Origin of the sequence: Oceaniradius stylonematis, assembly GCF_965223445.1 — a bacterium.
GTDB classification, from domain to species: Bacteria; Pseudomonadota; Alphaproteobacteria; order Rhizobiales; family Rhizobiaceae; genus Roseitalea; species Roseitalea stylonematis.
This window is the reverse complement of record NZ_OZ244994.1, coordinates 923,851-940,540: the sequence shown is the minus strand read 5'-3', so window position 1 is coordinate 940,540 and position 16,690 is coordinate 923,851. Positions and strand designations below refer to the sequence as shown.

The following is a 16,690-nucleotide window of genomic DNA, read 5'->3' as shown; positions in this document are numbered from 1 at the left end:
AGGGTGTCCCTTCGTCAGACGCTACGAAACAGGTCCGGGGAACGGGACGTTTCGCACAACAATAAGAGCAGGGATAGCTCATGGGGACTGATCTGCGGGCCTATCAGGCATCACTGCGCAAAGCGGTAAGCCTGTCGGGAATCGGGGTGCATACGGGCGCGGAAGTGTCGATCACGCTGCATCCCGCCGAGCCCAATACCGGCGTCGTCTTCCGGCGCATTCTCGATGACGGCTCCAAGGTCGATCTTCCCGCAGTGGTTTCGCAGGTCGGCGCCACCGATCTGTGCACCATGCTCGGTGACCCCGCCGGCGTCCACGTTTCCACCATCGAACACATCATGGCCGCCTTCTCGGCGCTGGGGCTCGACAATGTGATCGTCGAGATCGACGCGTCGGAGGTGCCGATCATGGACGGCAGCGCGCGTATCTTCATTGCCGCGATCGAGGAAGCGGGCATCGAGCACCATCTGGTCAAGCGCCGCTATATCCGCGTCAAGAAGACCGTGCGTGTCGAGCATGGCGGTTCCTGGGCCGAGTTCCGCCCGCATGAGGGCACGCGCTACGAGATCGTCATCGATTTCGAAAGCAAGGCGATCGGGCGGCAGGAATTCCGCGACGAGATCGATGGTGACGTTTTCTGCGCCGAGCTGGCCGATGCGCGCACCTTCGGCTTCATGAAGGACGTCGAGCGGCTCTGGGCCTCGGGCCATGCGCTCGGATCGTCGCTGGGCAATTCTGTCGTCATCGGCGATGATCATACGATCGTCAATTGCGAAGGCCTGCGCTATGCCGACGAGTTCGTGCGGCACAAGACGCTCGATGCGGTCGGCGATCTGGCGCTCGCCGGCGCCAATTTCATCGGCTGTTTTTCGTCCTATCGCGGCGGCCACCGGCTGAACGCGATCGCGCTGCGCGCGCTGCTGGCCGATCCGGCCGCTTACGAGATCGTCGAAACCCCGGTGCCGCACGCCATCGTCTATGCCGGCGATCTGGTCGCCGTGACCGGCCAGGTCTACGCGCCTTGGGCGGTTTGACGGGCGGCGGCAGGCGCCGTTAACGGCAACCGCCACAAAATCGCGCCAATTCCTTTGCAGGCGTTGCCGCAGGGTTCCCGAACGGGTAAACGGGCGGGTGTTCGCGCGGCGGGGAAAACCTGCTGCGCGCAGTAGGAGACGGGCTGGTTCATGAGCGCCAATCGAGTATCAGCATCGCGCACCGTGCGCATCGGCACGATGATGGCCCTTGTCGCGCTGGCCGCGACGGGCGTCAGCGGGTGTGCCCGCGACAACGACTCCGTCGATCTGTCGAGCTATGTCGACACGATCGAGCCCGCCGACGTGCTCTACAATCAGGGTCTGGCCAATCTGAACACGGGCCGGCTGCGCGAGGCGCAGCGCAAGTTCCAGGCCGTCGACCGGCAGCATCCCTATTCGGAATTCGCCCGCAAATCGAACGTGATGGCCGCCTTCACATCCTACCGGATGGGCCGGTTCGACGAAGCGATCGCGGCCTCGCGGCGCTTCGTCAATCTCTATCCGACCCATGAAGACGCGGCCTACGCGCAGTACATTATCGGGCTTTCCTATTTCAACCAGATGCCCGAAGTGACGCGCGACCAGCGCGACACGCAGCTGGCGATCCAGAATTTTAACCGGCTGCTGGAGAGCTATCCGGGCTCGATCTACGAGGAAGACGCCAAGGCGAAGATCCGTGCCGCGCGCGACCAGCTCGCCGGCAAGGAAATGCAGGTCGGCCGCTATTACCTCGAACGGCGCGAATTTGCCGCCGCGCTGCCGCGCTTCCGGCTGGTGGTCGAGGAATATGGCAATACACGCCACGTCGAAGAAGCGCTGGCGCGGCTGACCGAGACCTATTTCGCCATGGGCCTTGCTTCCGAGGCGCAGACTGCGGCGGCGATCCTGGGCCACAACTTCCCCGACAGCCAGTGGTATGCCGATTCCTACGCGCTGCTGGCGACCGGCGGCCTGGAGCCGCGTCAAAACGCCGGCTCGTGGATTTCCCGTGCGACGCAGAACGTGCTGGTCCGCCCGGCCGGCGGCTGACCCGGACATCTTGCAATGCTCAGCGAGCTGTCGATCCGCGATATCGTGCTGATCGAAAGGCTGGCGATCCGCTTCGAGGCGGGCCTTGCGGTTCTGACCGGCGAGACGGGCGCCGGCAAATCCATCCTTCTCGATGCGCTTTCGCTGGCCCTTGGCGGGCGCGGCGATGCCGGTCTGGTGCGCCAGGGCGCGAAAGACGGACAGGTGACGGCGGTGTTCGATCTGGCCGCCAGCCATCCGCTGCATGGCCTGTTCGAGGATGCGGGCGTCGCCGTGGAGCCGGGGGAACCGGTGATCTTCCGCCGGGTGCAGAGCGCCGACGGGCGCACGCGCGCCTTCGTCAACGATCAGACGGTCAGCGTTGCCATCCTGCGCGACGCCGGCCGGCAGCTTGTCGAAATTCACGGCCAGCATGACGACCGGGCGCTGGTCGACACCGCGTCCCACCGCGATCTGCTGGACGCCTTTGGCGGCCTTGCATCTGATGCTGCCCATGTGGCGAGCCTGCACCGGACGTGGAAGGACGCGGAAGCGACGCTTGCCCGGCAGCGCGCGCGCATCGAGGCGGCGGCGCGGGAGGCCGATTTCCTGCGCGCCTCGGTCGATGAACTGACAAAGCTCGCGCCGGAAGCGGGCGAGGAAGAGGCGCTTGCGGAAAAGCGCTCCGCGATGATGGCCGCCGAAAAGGTGGCCGGCGATCTCAACGATGCGAACGAAACGCTGGGCGGGCCAGCCTCGTCGGTGCCGGAGATTGCCGGGCTGCTGCGGCGGCTGGAGCGCAAGGCGCCCGAAGTTCCGGGGCTGCTCGACGATGTCAACGAGCATCTGGCCGCAGCGCTGGATCATCTTGCCGAGGCGCAGAACCGCATCGAGCAGGCGATCGCCGACAGCGACCACGATCCGCAGGCGCTCGAACGCACCGAGGAGCGGCTGTTCGGCCTGCGCGCGGCGGCCCGCAAATATGATTGCGCGGTCGACGATCTGCCGGCGCTGGCCGTGACGATGGCCGACCAGCTTGCCGATCTCGATGCCGGCGAAGCGGCGCTTTCGGGCCTCGAACGGGAAGCGCGCGAGGCGCTTGTCGCCTATGACCGGGCGGCGGCCGACCTGTCGGCCCGGCGCGCCGAGACCGCAGAGGCGCTGACCGGCGCCGTGATGGCCGAACTGCCCGATCTCAAGCTCGACAAGGCCGAGTTCATCGTCCACCGCACGACGGACGCCGACCGCCGCACGCCGGCGGGCATAGACGAGGTCGAGTTCTGGGTGCGCACCAATCCGGGCACCCGCGCCGGCCCGATGATGAAGGTCGCCTCGGGGGGCGAACTGTCGCGTTTTTTGCTGGCGCTCAAGGTCGCGCTGGCCGACCGGGGCTCGGCGCCGACACTGGTCTTCGACGAGATCGACACGGGCGTCGGCGGCGCGGTGGCCGATGCCATCGGCGGGCGGTTGAGACGGCTGTCGGACGGCGTGCAGGTGCTGTCCGTGACGCACGCGCCGCAGGTGGCGGCGCGCGCCGCGCACCATTTCCTGATCGAAAAGAGCGGCGGAAACGGCAGCGGCGTCGTGACCTCGGTCACCGAGATGGATCGCGATGCGCGGCGCGAGGAAATCGCCCGCATGCTGGCCGGCGCAGAGATCACCGCCGAAGCCCGCGCGGCGGCCGAGCAGCTTCTTGCGGGGGCTGGGTAGTTGAACGTGTCACCTCCCCCTTGAGGGGAGGTCGGCGACTGCCGAATGCAATGAGGCAGAGCCGGGAGGGGGTGTTTCTGCAACGGCCGGGAGAGTTGATACCCCCACCCGGATCAGCTTCGCTTCGCTTGCTTCTCCGACCTCCCCTCAAGGGGGAGGTGGGTGCGCGACGGGCCTTTCCGCGCCCGGCAAATCCCGCTAATCCTGCGCTGTCGTATCTACAGCGGACACTGCCATGACGGCTGAAACCAAATCCGTCGAAACCCTCACCGAAGCCGAAGCAGCCGCCGAACTGGCGCGGCTGGCGGACGAGATCGCGCGGCACGACATCGCCTATCACGGCAAGGACGCGCCGGTCATCTCCGATGCCGCCTATGACGCGCTGAAACGCCGCAACCTTGCCATCGAGGCGGCGTTTCCGCATCTCAAGCGTGCCGACAGCCCAAGCGAACTGGTCGGCGCGGCGGTCTCCGAGAAGTTCGAGAAGATCGCCCACCGCGTGCCGATGCTGTCGCTGGACAATGCGTTTTCCGATCAGGACGTCCACGACTTCGCTGCGCGGGTGCGGCGCTTCCTGAAAATGGGCGAGGACACGCCGCTGGCGCTGACCGCCGAGCCGAAGATCGACGGGCTGTCGCTGTCGCTGCGCTATGAGGATGGCCGGCTCGCCTATGCGGCGACGCGCGGCAATGGCGCGGTCGGCGAGAACGTCACCGCCAATGCGCGCACCATCGCCGACATTCCCGAAACGCTCGCCGGCGACCCGCCAGCGGTGTTCGAGGTGCGGGGCGAAGTCTATCTGACCAAGGACGATTTCGCCGAACTGAACCGCCGGCAGGAGGAGGCGGGCAAGCCGGTCTATGTGAACCCGCGCAACACGGCGGCCGGCTCGCTGCGCCAGCTCGACGCGTCGATCACCGCGTCCCGCCCGCTCAAATTCTTCGCCTATGCGTGGGGCGAAGTCAGCGCCATGCCGTCGGACACGCAGATGGGCATGGTGGAAAAGTTCGACGAATACGGCTTCGTCACCAATCCGCTGATGGGCGTGTTCGACGATGTCGAGGCGCTGCTCGCCCATTACCGGCGGGTCGAGCTGGAGCGGGGCGAACTGCCCTATGACATCGACGGCGTGGTCTACAAGGTCAACGATCTGGCGCTGCAGCAAAGGCTCGGTTTCGTCTCGCGCTCGCCGCGTTGGGCGATCGCGCACAAGTTTCCCGCCGAAAAGGCGATGACGGTGCTGAACGCCATCGACATCCAGGTCGGACGCACGGGGGCGCTGACGCCGGTGGCGCGGCTCGAACCGGTGACCGTCGGCGGTGTGGTGGTCGAAAACGCGACGCTCCACAATGCCGAGGAGATCGCCCGGCTCGGCATCAAGATCGGCGACACCGTCATCGTTCAACGCGCTGGCGACGTGATCCCGCAGATCCTCGGGTTCGTGCCAGAGAAGCGGCCGGCCGATGCCGCCGATTTCGCCTTTCCCGAGACATGTCCGTGTCCGCTCAAGACGCCGATCGTGCGCGAGGCGACGGCCGGCGGCAGCGAGGGGGTCGTGCGGCGCTGTTCGGGCGAGTTTGCCTGTCCGTTCCAGCGCAAGGAGCATCTCAAGCTCTTTGTCTCCCGCAAGGCGTTCGACATTGACGGCCTCGGCGACAAGCAGATCGACTATTTCCACGATCTGCCCGAGGACGACCCGCTGCGCATCCGCGCACCGGCCGATATCTTCACGCTCAGGGCGCGCGACGATGCCGCCGAACTGACCGCGCTGAAGAACCGCGACGGCTATGGCGAGGTCTCGGCCAGGAACCTGTTCGACGCGATCGAGGCGCGGCGGACGATCCCGCTCGAACGGCTGATCTTCGGCCTCGGCATCCGCCATGTCGGCGAGACGACGGCGCGGACGCTGGCGCGCGCCTATGGATCATGGGCCGAGTTCGATGCGGCCGCACGCAGGATCGCGGCGGGCGATGAAGGCGCGCGCGAGGACATGGATGCCATCGAGGATATTGGCGGCGCGGTGGTGGATGCGGTGGCGCGCTATTTCGGCGAGGACCACAATCTCCAGATGGTCGGGGATCTTGTCGGCCAGCTCACTGTCGAGGACGCCGAGCGGCCCGCCACGGAAAGCCCGTTCGCCGGCAAGACCATCGTCTTTACGGGATCGCTCGAACGGATGAGCCGCGACGAGGCCAAGGCGATGGCCGACAGGCTGGGCGCCAAGGCGTCCGGCTCGGTTTCGTCCAAGACCGATCTGGTCGTGGCCGGGCCGGGTGCCGGCTCCAAGCTGAAAAAGGCGACGGAACTGGGCATCGAGGTGATCGACGAGGACGAGTGGTTCAACCGCACTGAAGGGCTGTGAGCGGCGCCGGGCGTCGATGTCCGGTCACGACCGACCGGGCGCGTCCTTCGGGCGCCGTGTGCGGCTGAAACGCATCTTGTGGGCGCCCATGTCCTGCGGTTCGGCGGTCCAGGCATAGGCGAGCAGGCAGGGCTCGTTCGCCGAGGTACGGATGGTGTGCGTCGTGCCCGGCGCGTTGAAGATCATCGAGGGCGCGCGGAAGACGCCGATGTCGTTCTGCGAACAGGCGCCCGACAAGACGATGTAGCTCTCGGTGATGCCGTCATGCTTGTGCGAGGGATAAACGCAGCCGGGCCCGAACAGGACGAAGCCGAGCGCGATGTCTTCTGCCCGCACCAGCCCGCCCGGACCCAGAATGTCCGCATAGCCGTATTTGCGCGCCAGCGCCGCCGGCATCTTCTCATAGCCGTGTTGCCAAGCGAACCGGTCGGCCATCTTGGCTGTGGCGCGCACGAAACCCTCGGCGGCGTCCTGCTGGCCATTGTCGAGCGCACGGGTCATGTGCGCGTTGACCGGCACGCGCGACGGTACGGTGAATTCGACGGCCGGATTGTCCTTCAGCACCCGGCTGATACGCTCGCGGACCCGGCGCATGTGGGCGCGGATCGCCGCGCTGCCGCCATGGGGCGCGTAGCGATAGGCCACATCGAATTCGCGGAGCAGGTAGAACAGGTCGGCGTCGTCACTGAGATGATGCGTCATGGCGGTCTCGCTTCACCGTGAACCCTATCGCGGCCGTCCGGCCCGCGCTTCGCCGTTTGCGACGGCCGATGCGACGCGGCGGAGACCGCCTTTCAGCCACGCTGATTGTCGCGGTGACAAAAACTGACGTGACACCCCGGCCCGCCGCGCGCTAACCGGAGGATCGGAGATCTTCATGACAGCGACTCAGTCGGACTTTTGGCGCGGCGTGCGCGACGCGGTGCCCATCATGATCGCGGTGGCGCCGTTCGGCCTCCTGTTCGGCGCGCTGGCCGCCGAGAACGGGCTGACGCCGTTCGAGGCCACCTTGATGAGTGCGACCGTCTATGCCGGCGCCAGCCAGATGGTCGGCATCGAGCTGTTCGGCGCCGACATCGCGCCGTGGATCGTCGTCTTCTCGATTCTGGCGGTGAATTTCCGGCATGTTCTCTATTCGGCGACGATGGGTCAGACGATCGGCGCCTATTCGCGGATGCAGAAGGCGCTGGCCTTCGCGCTGATGACCGATCCGCAATTCGCGACGACCGAACAGAAGGCGGAGAAGGGCATTGCGACGCCCTTTGCCTGGTATCTGGGGCTTGCGCTGCCGGTTTATGCGCTATGGGTGGCAGAAGCCTGGCTGGGCGCGGTGTTCGGCAGCCTGATCGACGATCCGGCCGCCTATGCGATCGATTTCCTGCTGCCGCTTTACTTTCTTGGCATGGTGATGGGCTTTCGCGGCCGCGCCAACTGGCTGCCGGTGGTGGCAGCCAGCGCAGTCGCCTCGGTCGCCGCCTATCATTTCGTCGGCAGCCCCTGGCATGTCAGCCTTGGCGGGCTGGCCGGCGTTGCGGTTGCCGCCATCATCGGCGTCAGGCCCGGCCACAAGCTGGTGGTGTGAGGCGATGGTGCTCTCGGCGACGGCCTGGGTGATCCTTGCGGGCGCGGTTGCGACCTATCTGACGCGTGTGGGCGGCCACGCCGTGCTGTCGCGCTTCGAGCGTATCCCGCCGCGTGTCGAGGCGGCGCTGAACGCGGTGCCGGCAGCCGTCCTGACGGCTATCGTCGCGCCCTACGCGGTGTTCTTCGGCCTTGCCGAGGCGATCACCATCGCCGCCGCCATCGTGCTGGCCCTGCGCCTGCCGACGCTTGCCATGCTGGGCATTTGCTGGGCACTGGTCTGGCTGCTGCGGCAGGCGATCTAGCTGCCGCTAAGTGTTGCCCCCACCCTTCATCCCTCCCCCATGAATGTGGAAGGGAAGACCTCGGCGGCGCAGCGTACCTGCGGTTTTTGAACCCGGCCCGACCCTTGGAGAGAGTGGCGGCGGTTGATGTCCTCCCTCCCACGCTTGCGGGGGAGGGATGAAGGGTGGGGGGCGTTTGACGCGGTCCTGCAAGTTCAGCGCACGGGCGCGGTTGCCTGCTCAAGCCAGTCGAGAACCGCCCGGTCGTCGATCAACGGCGACAGTTCGCGGCGGACGCGCGCATGATAGCGGTTCAGCCACCGCCGTTCGGGCGGTTCGAGCATTTTGGTCTCGATCAACCGCCGGTCGATCGGACACAGTGTCAGCGTCTTCAGCCCGTGCACCGCGATGTCGCCGCCCTCCGGCACCTTGGCCGGTTCGACCATGACGAGGTTTTCGATGCGAATGCCGTGGCTGCCCTCGGCGTAGTAGCCCGGTTCGTTGGAGACGATCATGCCGGCTTTCAGCGCCGCCATGCCGCGCCGTGAGATGTTCTGCGGACCTTCATGGACGCCCAGATAGGAGCCCACGCCGTGGCCCGTGCCATGGCCGTAGTCGAGGCCCGCCGCCCACAGCGCGCGGCGCGCCAGAACATCCAGATCGACGCCGCGCGTGCCCTCGGGAAAACGGGCGAGCGAGATGGCGATCATGCCCTTGAGCACCAGCGTGAAATGGCGGCGATGTGCGTCCGACGGCGCGCCGGTGGGCACCACGCGCGTGATGTCGGTGGTGCCGTCATCATATTGCGCGCCCGAATCGATCAGGATCAGCTCGCCCGGCGTGACCTTGCGGTTGCTGCTTTCATCGACCCGGTAATGAACGATGGCGCCGTTGGGGCCGGTGCCGCAGATCGTGTCGAACGAAATCTCCCGCATGGGCTTGCCCAGGCGCCCGGCGGTCTCGACGCGGATCGTTTCCAGGCGCTTGACGATGGCGATCTCGTCCAGTTTGGCCGGATCCTGTGCGTCCAGCCAGGCGAGAAAGGCGACCATGGCGGCGCCGTCGCGGCGCTGCGCCTCGATGGCGCCCTTTCGCTCCACACGGTTCTTGATGGCGCGCGGCAGGATGGCCGGGTCGGTGCCGGCGACGGTGCTTCCGCCAGCCGCTTCGATGGCGTCGGCGATGGCGGCGTTGGCACGCGCCGCATCGAGCATGACGGGCTTTTTGGCCGAACGCCCGAGTTCGGCGAGCGCCTCCTCCAAGGTGTCGGGGGCGGCCAGGTTCGCGTGGTTCCGCAGATAGGCGGTGACATCGCCGGAATGCTTGCGCGGATCGACGAAAAGCGTGGGCCGCCCGCGCGCCGGGACGATCGCCCATGCCATGGTGAGCGGCGTGTGCACCACGTCGGAGCCGCGAATGTTGAACGCCCAGCAGACCGAGGCCGGATCGGTGAGCACGGTGGCGGACGCACCCTTGTCGCGCACGGCCCTGGCGAGATCGCGCAGCTTTGCCTTGGCGCTGCGACCGGCATGTTCGGGCCGGTGGACACGGATCGGCGTCGCCGGCGGGGGCGGCGCATCCTGCCAGGCGGCATCGACAGGGTTGACCGCGCAGCGGACCAGCGTCGCGCCCGCCGTGTCACAGGCTTTGTCCAATCGCCGCGTATCGGCGATGGTGTGCAGCCACGGATCGATCCCGACGCGTGTGCCGGCCTTGAGATTGTCGGCCAGCCATTCGTGCGGCGGCGTATCGACGAGGCTTTCGGGCGCGAACAGGCCGGTATCGACCTGATTGCGCACCTGCAGCGTGTAGCGGCCGTCGACGAAGACATGGGCCGCATTGCGCAGAATAACGGCGATGCCCGCCGACCCGGTGAAACCGGTCAGCCAGGCCAGCCGTTCTGCGTGGGGCGGCAGATATTCGCTCTGGTGCGCGTCGGCATGCGGCACCAGAAACACGTCCACGTCCATCGCGGCCATGCGCTCGCGCACCGCCTTCAGGCGCGGTTTGCCGGTCGATGGATCGGATGGCGTTTTGAAGGACTGAAACATGAAACCCGGGGCTCGTGTGTTGCCGCCGGACGCTAGCCGCCCGCCGCCGCTTCTTCAACGGGCGTCCCGCCGCAAACATGAATATTGCGTTGCAAAACCGATTGTTCGCATATGCGAAAAACGCATGGCCGCCCTGCGTTTTCCGGCCTACCGGAGAACACCGGCATGGCCCATCTTGGCGGTGTCACAACGCTCCAAAGGAGACACGACATGGCCAACCAGAACCGCAAAAGCTTCTTTCGCTCCGCGCTCGACGCAATGATCGAAGCGCGTTCGCGCCAGGTGGCCGGATATGTGAACGGCACGCTTCTGATGCTGGACGATGAAACGCTGAAGGCGAACGGCTACGACCGCGAAACCCTCAAGCGCCGCCCGCATTTCACCTCGCCCTTCTGACCGGCGTCTGAGAAAAGTCCATCAAGGCAGTCCGCAGGGTGTGTCCCGGGGCTGCCTTTTTGTTTGGTTTGCGTTTTTATTGTATATGCAATTTGCTTTCGTTGTCGCTTTATCCGTGCTAGGTTTCTGAAGTGGAGATCGAGTTCGACCCTGAGAAGGATCGTCGTAATCTCGAAAAGCGCGACATTTCATTGGCTCGGGCAGTCGATTTCGAGATTCTGGCATTCATCGAGGACACGCGGTTCGACTATGGCGAAACGCGATATCGTGCTTGGGGCCTGCTTGATGGTGTCTACCACGCATTGGCCTTCACGATGCGCGGCGACCGCGCCAGAGTGATTATGCTGCGCCGCGCGCATGAAAAGGAGATCGGGCGATATGTTGCCAGCCGATCCTAAAACCAAAAACGACGATTGGGCCGAGAAGGAATGGACCGACGCCGATTTTGTGCGCGCCAAACCTGCTGCCGAACTGCCGCCGAAAGTGCGCGACGCTTTCCCAAAGACGCGCGGACCGCAAAAAACGCCCAAAAAGGTTCCGGTCTCGATCCGGCTAAGTGCCGACGTGGTTGAGCATTTTCGCGCGACGGGCGCTGGATGGCAGTCGCGGATCGACGACGCACTCAAAAAAGCAATCGAAGAGGGCTGAGACTGGACTTCGCTAGCGCAGGTGCAGCGTCACCCAGCCGGCGCGCTCGATTGTGCGGCAGTGAAAAAGCCCCGCCTGACGGAACGCGGCCAGCACTTTCCACCGTTGTTCGGTGAGAATGCCCGACACGATGACGTCGCCGCCGGGTGACAGATGGCGGGCAATGTCGGGCGCCATGACCATGAGCGGCCGGGCCAGAATGTTGGCAACGATCAGGTCGAACGGGCCGGTTTCGGCGAAAGCGCGGTGGCCGAATCCCGTCGCAGTCTCGCAGCGCACCAGCGCGTGGACGCCGTTGAGCCGCGCATTTTCGGCGGCGACGCGGGTCGCCACCGGATCGATATCGGTCGCCAGCACCGGCGCGCGCGCCAGCCTGGCGATGGCGATCGCCAAGACCGCGCTGCCGGCGCCCAGATCGAGACTGATTTCGGGTTTGCGCCGGGCGATCAGCCGGTCGAGCATGATCAGGCAGCCGCTCGTCGTGCCGTGGTGGCCGGTGCCGAAGGCCTGTCCCGCCTCGATCTCGATGCCGATCGTGCCGGCGCGAACCGCATCGCGCTGGTGGCCGCCATGCACGATGAAGCGGCCGGCTTCGACCGCCGGCAGGCATTCGAGCGATTTCTGCACCCAATCGATATCGCCCAGTTCCTCCATGCCGAAGTCGGGCGTTGCCGCATCGGCGCCAAAACAGCCGGCGATGGCCGTTCGTGCGGCCTCGGCCCGGTCGGCTTCGACATAGACGGACACCTCGAACACTCCGCTGTCTTCGCCTGTTTCGGAGATGGCGACCGGCCAACCCTCATCCTCGAGTGCCGCCTCGATCGCCGCGAACATCGGTTCGGCGACGGCCTTTGCGGCGGTGAAGTGGACGCGGACCTGGCTCATCGGGGCTGGGGTCACGCGTCGGGAAGATCGGGAACGGGCTTGGCCGTACTGGCCGCCGGCACATCCTTTTTCGGGCGCGGCGGGGCAAACGACAGGATGACGTCGTTTTTCTGCGGCTTCTGGTCGGCGGCCGCAGCGGCAAAGACAAGCCGGCCGCCGGGCTTGCGCCACAGGATCACGCGGGTGTCGACCGACCGGGTGCCGACGAAATCGTCATGGGTGAACTCGTCGGTCAGCCGGGTCGACTGGAAGGTCCAGCCCTGCCTGACACGCCGGTCGAGTTCGTGAATTTCGAGGCCGGGCGAAAAGAGCTGCTTGCCGCCCAGCGTGAAGCTGAGCGTCTGGCGCTCGGTGCGCTGGCTGTGGTCGCCGATCTGGAAGATGTTGGTGCGGCCGATGTCGGGTCCGAAATCGGTACAGACAAGCGCGTTGTAGGCGTCGTTATCGGTCGCCGCGAGCAGGGCGCCATAGCGGTTCAGGTCGAGATGGTGGTGGGCGTGCTCCGACAGGATCTCGCCGTAATGGACGGGGATCGAGGCAAAGCGGGCTTCGCTCAGATGGTTCCAGTTGGGATCGGAGATCCGGACCGGCACGTCCATCTCGTGCAGCTTGCCGGCAAGCGCGGTCGTCCAGCGCGAGCCGCCGACGATCAAAAGGCCGGGCTCCTCGGTCGAGCGCAGACCGAGCCGGCGGGCGAGGGGGCCGAGCGAGAAGCCGTGCAGGATGATCGAGGCGACGACGACCGCGAAGGTGAAGGCGATCATCTTGGTGCCGTCCTCGATCCCCAGATTGACGAGCGAGGTGCCGAACAGGCCGATCACGGCAACGGCGACGATGCCGCGCGGCGCGATCCAGCCGACCAGCAGGCGTTCCTGCCAGCTCAGCGGACTGCCGATGGTGGCGATGAAGACGGCCAGCGGGCGCACGACGAACAGAAGCAGGGCGACGAAGGCCGCCGCGCCCCAGTCGAGGCTCCGGATCGTCGGCCAGTCGAGCGCTGCGGTCAGGAGAATGAACAGGCCCGAGACCAGCAGGATCGTCACGGTTTCCTTGAAGCGGCGCACTTCGGTAAGGGATGCAATCCTGGAGTTGGCCAGCGTGATGCCCATGATGGTGACCGTCAGCAGTCCGGATTCCTCCAGCAGCAGGTTGGACAGGGCAAAAAGGGCGATGACGGTGGCAAACAGCACCGGCGCCTTGAGGTAGTCGGGCACATGGCCGCGTCCGAATGCCCAGGCCAGCGCCCGCCCGAGCCCGTATCCGGCGATGATGGCAAAGGCGAAGGCCACCGCGATGTCGACGGCGATCTGCGCGGCGCTGGTGGCGCCCTGCCAGACCAGGAACACTTCGAAGGCGACGACGGCGTAGAGCGCGCCGATCGGGTCGTTGATGATCGCTTCCCAGCGCAGGATCGCGCCCGGACGGGATTTGAGCTTGGCCGAGCGCAGGAGCGGCATGATGACGGTTGGGCCGGTGACGACCAGCACCGCGCCCAGGATGATGGCGGCCGGCCAGCTCAGCCCGCCGGCATAGTGGGCGGCCAGCGCCGCGCCGATCCAGACGAACAGCCCGCCGGGGAAGATCACACGCCGGACGGTCTGGGAGGTTTCCCTGATCTCGCGGAAGTTGAGCGTCAACCCGCCCTCGAACAGGATGATCGCGACGGCGAGCCCGACCGCGGGCTTGTAGATCTCGCCGAAGTCGCGGACCGGATCGATGAGACCGGTGGCCGGCCCCATTGCAAATCCGGCGGCCAGAAGCAGCACGATGGCCGGCAGTTGCAGCCGCCAAGCCAGCCACTGGGCGGCAATGCCTGCCGCGCCGATGGCGGCGATCTTCATCGCGATCAGTTCCAAGCGGATGTCCCTTCCGCGCAGCGTGGCGCCAGCCAATCACATGGCAGCTTGTGCGCCAACGTCAACCGCCCAGAGGCCTGTCGGTTCCCTGGAGCCTGCACAAAGCTCAGGTTCCGGCAAGGTCGCGCAGCTTTTCGACTGCCGTATCGGGGTTTTCGCCATAGGCGATCGTCTTGCGGAAGGCGCCAGCCGAATCGAGCAGGAAGATCGAGGCGGTGTGGTCCATCGTATAGTCGCCATCGTCCAGTTCGACGCGCTTGAAATAGACGCCGAAGCCGCGCGCCATCTCGCGCACCGCATCGGGATCGCCGCTGATGCCGCGCACCCGGTCGGTGACCGAGGCCACATAGTCGCCCAGCAGTTCGGGCGTGTCGCGCTCGGGGTCGATGGTGACGAAATAGGCGTCGATGTCGGCGCCCTCCTCGCCCAGCTGCGCGAACCAGCCGTCCAGTTCGTAAAGCGTGGTCGGGCAGATTTCCGGACAGTGGGTGAAGCCGAAAAAGAGCGCGGTCGGCTGCCCCCTGAAGGCGGCCTCGGTGATCGGCGCGCCGTCCTGGTCCACGAGCGCGAACGGCACGCCATAGGCGGCATCGGGTTCGCGCTGGTTGACGATCGAGAAGGTCAGCGCAAACAGCGCGATGCCAAGGGCAACGACAAGGGCGGCGAACAGATAACGCATCGGACGGGTCCATGTTCGGGGATGGATGCCGTCCTTTTACGCACGCGGCGCCCCGATTTCACCTGCGCATTTGCGCGCAGGCGGCGGCGTCAATTCCGACCGTGAGGCGTCAGAAGCACCACGCCATTCCGGTTTCGATCAGCGCGACGAAAAGCGCCGCGCCCCGGTCCGAAACCGCGTAAACACCCGAAAGCCCCGCCGCGAGGATGGCGGCGGTGATGGCGACCGGGGCGAAAAGGGCGGTCTTGGGCCGGCTGGGGGCGGTTGCGTCCATGGCTCCAGACTAGCAAGACGAGACCGGAATGGCCAGCGCGGGCGGCGGGGGGTAGTGTCTCAGTTTGAATTTGTTATCGTCGGCCAGATCGCAGCGATCATTTGGCACGCACTGCCGAGGTCATTGGTGCGCCGCGTGTTGGAGTTGGGCGCGACGAAAACCTCTCCGTGCTGAATGTCGATGGACATGCAGAGCCGATTAGCCGGATCGCGGTTGGTTGTGATGTTTTGATCGGTATGAAGTCTGGCGAGCGTAGCTGCGTAGAGCCCCATATTACGGCGTCGATCTCGCGCAACTTCGCTGTCTGCATCGTCCATGGTCATTCGCAGGAGGGCCGATCCAATTTGCTCCACGCCGCGCGACGCGCCATGAACAAGCAAATCTGCTCGCACCGAAACAGTCACCCCGCCAAGATGTAGAGGGGCTTGCTGCGTCGGCGCCACCCGGAAGTCGTATCCTGCAAGTCGGTTTTGCATGCCCTGAACTGCATGGAGCACGTCAATCGAATGGGCGGCATCATCTCGCATCAAAGGGCTGGTAGAAGGGTCATCTATGCGCTGCCGCAACGTATCTTCTACAACCAGGAGATGATTCACTGAGCGATTCTGGTCTGCTAGGTAGGCACAGATGGATCGCCGCGCGTCCCGGTAACGGATTATTGGTGGTGCTTGCGGAAATTTGGCCCGTCGAATGATGCCGATTCGCGCAGTTTCGGAGGACACCATGAACAGCGCCAAATCGTTTACTGATATTCTAGGTTCCGTCCGTTCGGTTGCCGGTTGACGCGCCATGGATGGAATCCTTGCATCATATGCGATTGATGACCACCGCAGTATTCATATCGCAGAACTCGCCCGTCAAACAATAATTGACGCTGGGGCTGAGCACCTTGGGTTTAGCGGTTACTTCCTTTTTGAATCTAATGACGCGCCAAACGTGAATGGCATATCGGTTCTTGGCAAAGCCTTATCGCTGGACGCGGCCTTTCGAATGGCGGAAATTTGGGGGGGGCGACCCGGCCCTGACTAGTCGGCATTGCGCTTATAGCGTTTCGGCCGTTTTGGCTTAGGCGCACGCGCGTCGATCAGCCCGACGATCCATTCCATATCGCGCAGCGTGTCGGACACGCCAGCAGCCATTGCGGGCGACATGCGAAGGCTCTTGTGCATCCGGCAGAAATTGTAGTGCACGAAATAGAGCGACAGCATGTGCAGATGGTTTTCGATCTTCTTCGAAAACGCATTGGTCAGCCGTGTGAAGCGGCGATTGCCCATGCGGATGTTCAGGTTCATGCGCTCGACGTAGGACGTGCTGATATGCGCTTCGTCGGGATCGCCTTCGACGGGCGTCTTGCGAGCACCAATACACTCTGCCGGTGAATAGCGGCCCTTCGCGGCATCCGGCGCTGTGCCGTAAAGCTTGACCAGTTGGGCGAAATCCACGTCCGCACCGAACGCGCCTTCGACCGCTTCAAGATACGCCGCATGACCATCTGTCGTCAGTTGCACACGATTGGCCAGCCGCTCGGCAACATCTGCAATGAACGCGTCCGCGTATTCAGCGCTGCGCCCGCCAACCAGATACGACACGATCAGCTTGCTATCAGCATCAAGCGCGGTCCACGTCCAAACGTCGCCGGCACCGTCCACCGGCTCTTTCATCGTCTCGACGTTTTTCTGCTTGGCCGCAACGAACGACCAGATTTCATCGCACTGGACGCGCTCGGCTTTGACGTTGCGAACCGTCTTGTCGTGATACTCGGCGCAAGCCTCGCCAGCATCGACAAGCAGTTTCGACACGGTGTTGATTGAAACGTCGGCCATCCGAGACGTGGCTCGCATGGAATTCCCTTCTACCAGCATGTGAAGGATTTGAGCGCGCTTTGCAGTGGGTAGGACGTTTGCCATACCCATTTCATACTG

The 16,690-nt window shown here is 65.1% G+C and carries 17 protein-coding genes; 9 read left to right on the top strand and 8 right to left on the bottom strand.

Annotated elements, in window-relative coordinates; genetic code table 11:
* Positions 1-80 precede the first annotated feature (80 nt).
* From lpxC to ligA, 4 genes are all read left to right on the top strand, one after another.
* Entirely contained in the window at positions 81-1,034 is a 954-nt protein-coding gene (lpxC, locus tag ACOQOU_RS04675) for a UDP-3-O-acyl-N-acetylglucosamine deacetylase (protein ID WP_109766412.1), read from the top strand.
* 150 nt (positions 1,035-1,184) lie between these two features.
* Positions 1,185-2,063 (top strand): outer membrane protein assembly factor BamD, encoded by an 879-nt coding sequence (locus tag ACOQOU_RS04670; protein WP_375565705.1) that lies wholly within the window; start codon positions 1,185-1,187, stop codon positions 2,061-2,063.
* 15 nt (positions 2,064-2,078) lie between these two features.
* A complete protein-coding gene (gene recN, locus ACOQOU_RS04665; RefSeq protein ID WP_109766411.1) occupies positions 2,079-3,752 on the top strand; it encodes a DNA repair protein RecN in 1,674 nt (557 codons plus the stop codon).
* Positions 3,753-3,987: 235 nt separating this feature from the next.
* Positions 3,988-6,114 carry an NAD-dependent DNA ligase LigA gene (gene ligA / locus ACOQOU_RS04660; protein WP_306025708.1) on the top strand — a complete coding sequence of 709 codons (2,127 nt, stop codon included), beginning with the start codon at positions 3,988-3,990 and terminating at the stop codon, positions 6,112-6,114.
* A 24-nt stretch (positions 6,115-6,138) separates the two neighbouring features.
* Here the strand turns inward: ligA and ACOQOU_RS04655 are convergent, their stop codons facing one another.
* Entirely contained in the window at positions 6,139-6,816 is a 678-nt protein-coding gene (locus tag ACOQOU_RS04655; RefSeq protein WP_109766409.1) for a dimethylsulfonioproprionate lyase family protein, read from the bottom strand.
* Positions 6,817-6,991: 175 nt separating this feature from the next.
* Here ACOQOU_RS04655 and ACOQOU_RS04650 point away from each other — a divergent pair, with 175 nt between their 5' ends.
* Together ACOQOU_RS04650 and ACOQOU_RS04645 are read left to right on the top strand one after the other, a co-directional pair.
* A complete protein-coding gene (locus tag ACOQOU_RS04650) occupies positions 6,992-7,696 on the top strand; it encodes an AzlC family ABC transporter permease (protein WP_109766408.1) in 705 nt (234 codons plus the stop codon).
* A 4-nt stretch (positions 7,697-7,700) separates the two neighbouring features.
* Complete coding sequence (locus ACOQOU_RS04645) at positions 7,701-8,000, top strand: AzlD family protein (protein WP_109766407.1); 300 nt, start codon at positions 7,701-7,703, stop codon at positions 7,998-8,000.
* Between the two features lie 194 nt (positions 8,001-8,194).
* Here the strand turns inward: ACOQOU_RS04645 and ACOQOU_RS04640 are convergent, their stop codons facing one another.
* On the bottom strand, positions 8,195-10,030 hold the full coding sequence (locus ACOQOU_RS04640) for an aminopeptidase P family protein (protein ID WP_306025709.1): 1,836 nt from the start codon (positions 10,028-10,030) through the stop codon (positions 8,195-8,197).
* Positions 10,031-10,240: 210 nt separating this feature from the next.
* Here ACOQOU_RS04640 and ACOQOU_RS04635 point away from each other — a divergent pair, with 210 nt between their 5' ends.
* The 3 genes from ACOQOU_RS04635 (at position 10,241) to ACOQOU_RS04625 (ending at position 11,074) form a co-directional block, all read left to right on the top strand.
* Positions 10,241-10,426, top strand: coding sequence for a hypothetical protein (locus ACOQOU_RS04635; RefSeq protein ID WP_109766405.1), 186 nt, complete (start codon positions 10,241-10,243; stop codon positions 10,424-10,426).
* Positions 10,427-10,557: 131 nt separating this feature from the next.
* Positions 10,558-10,824: a BrnT family toxin gene (locus tag ACOQOU_RS04630; RefSeq protein WP_306025710.1), complete on the top strand. Its 267-nt coding sequence runs from the start codon at positions 10,558-10,560 to the stop codon at positions 10,822-10,824.
* On the top strand, positions 10,805-11,074 hold the full coding sequence (locus ACOQOU_RS04625; protein ID WP_109766403.1) for a BrnA antitoxin family protein: 270 nt from the start codon (positions 10,805-10,807) through the stop codon (positions 11,072-11,074). The genes ACOQOU_RS04630 and ACOQOU_RS04625 overlap by 20 nt, the downstream gene beginning before the upstream one ends.
* A gap of 12 nt (positions 11,075-11,086) precedes the next feature.
* On the opposite strand, the gene ACOQOU_RS04620 is transcribed toward ACOQOU_RS04625, so the two are convergent.
* From ACOQOU_RS04620 to ACOQOU_RS04595, 6 genes are all read right to left on the bottom strand, one after another.
* Positions 11,087-11,959: a 50S ribosomal protein L11 methyltransferase gene (locus ACOQOU_RS04620; protein WP_109766402.1), complete on the bottom strand. Its 873-nt coding sequence runs from the start codon at positions 11,957-11,959 to the stop codon at positions 11,087-11,089.
* An 11-nt stretch (positions 11,960-11,970) separates the two neighbouring features.
* A complete protein-coding gene (locus ACOQOU_RS04615; protein WP_109766490.1) occupies positions 11,971-13,815 on the bottom strand; it encodes a cation:proton antiporter in 1,845 nt (614 codons plus the stop codon).
* 106 nt (positions 13,816-13,921) lie between these two features.
* Entirely contained in the window at positions 13,922-14,494 is a 573-nt protein-coding gene (locus tag ACOQOU_RS04610; RefSeq protein WP_109766401.1) for an SCO family protein, read from the bottom strand.
* A 109-nt stretch (positions 14,495-14,603) separates the two neighbouring features.
* Positions 14,604-14,768, bottom strand: coding sequence for a hypothetical protein (locus ACOQOU_RS04605; RefSeq protein WP_158585278.1), 165 nt, complete (start codon positions 14,766-14,768; stop codon positions 14,604-14,606).
* A gap of 59 nt (positions 14,769-14,827) precedes the next feature.
* On the bottom strand, positions 14,828-15,559 hold the full coding sequence (locus ACOQOU_RS04600) for a hypothetical protein (RefSeq protein WP_306025711.1): 732 nt from the start codon (positions 15,557-15,559) through the stop codon (positions 14,828-14,830).
* 234 nt (positions 15,560-15,793) lie between these two features.
* Complete coding sequence (locus ACOQOU_RS04595; protein WP_306025712.1) at positions 15,794-16,675, bottom strand: IS1 family transposase; 882 nt, start codon at positions 16,673-16,675, stop codon at positions 15,794-15,796.
* Between the last annotated feature and the right edge of the window lie 15 nt (positions 16,676-16,690).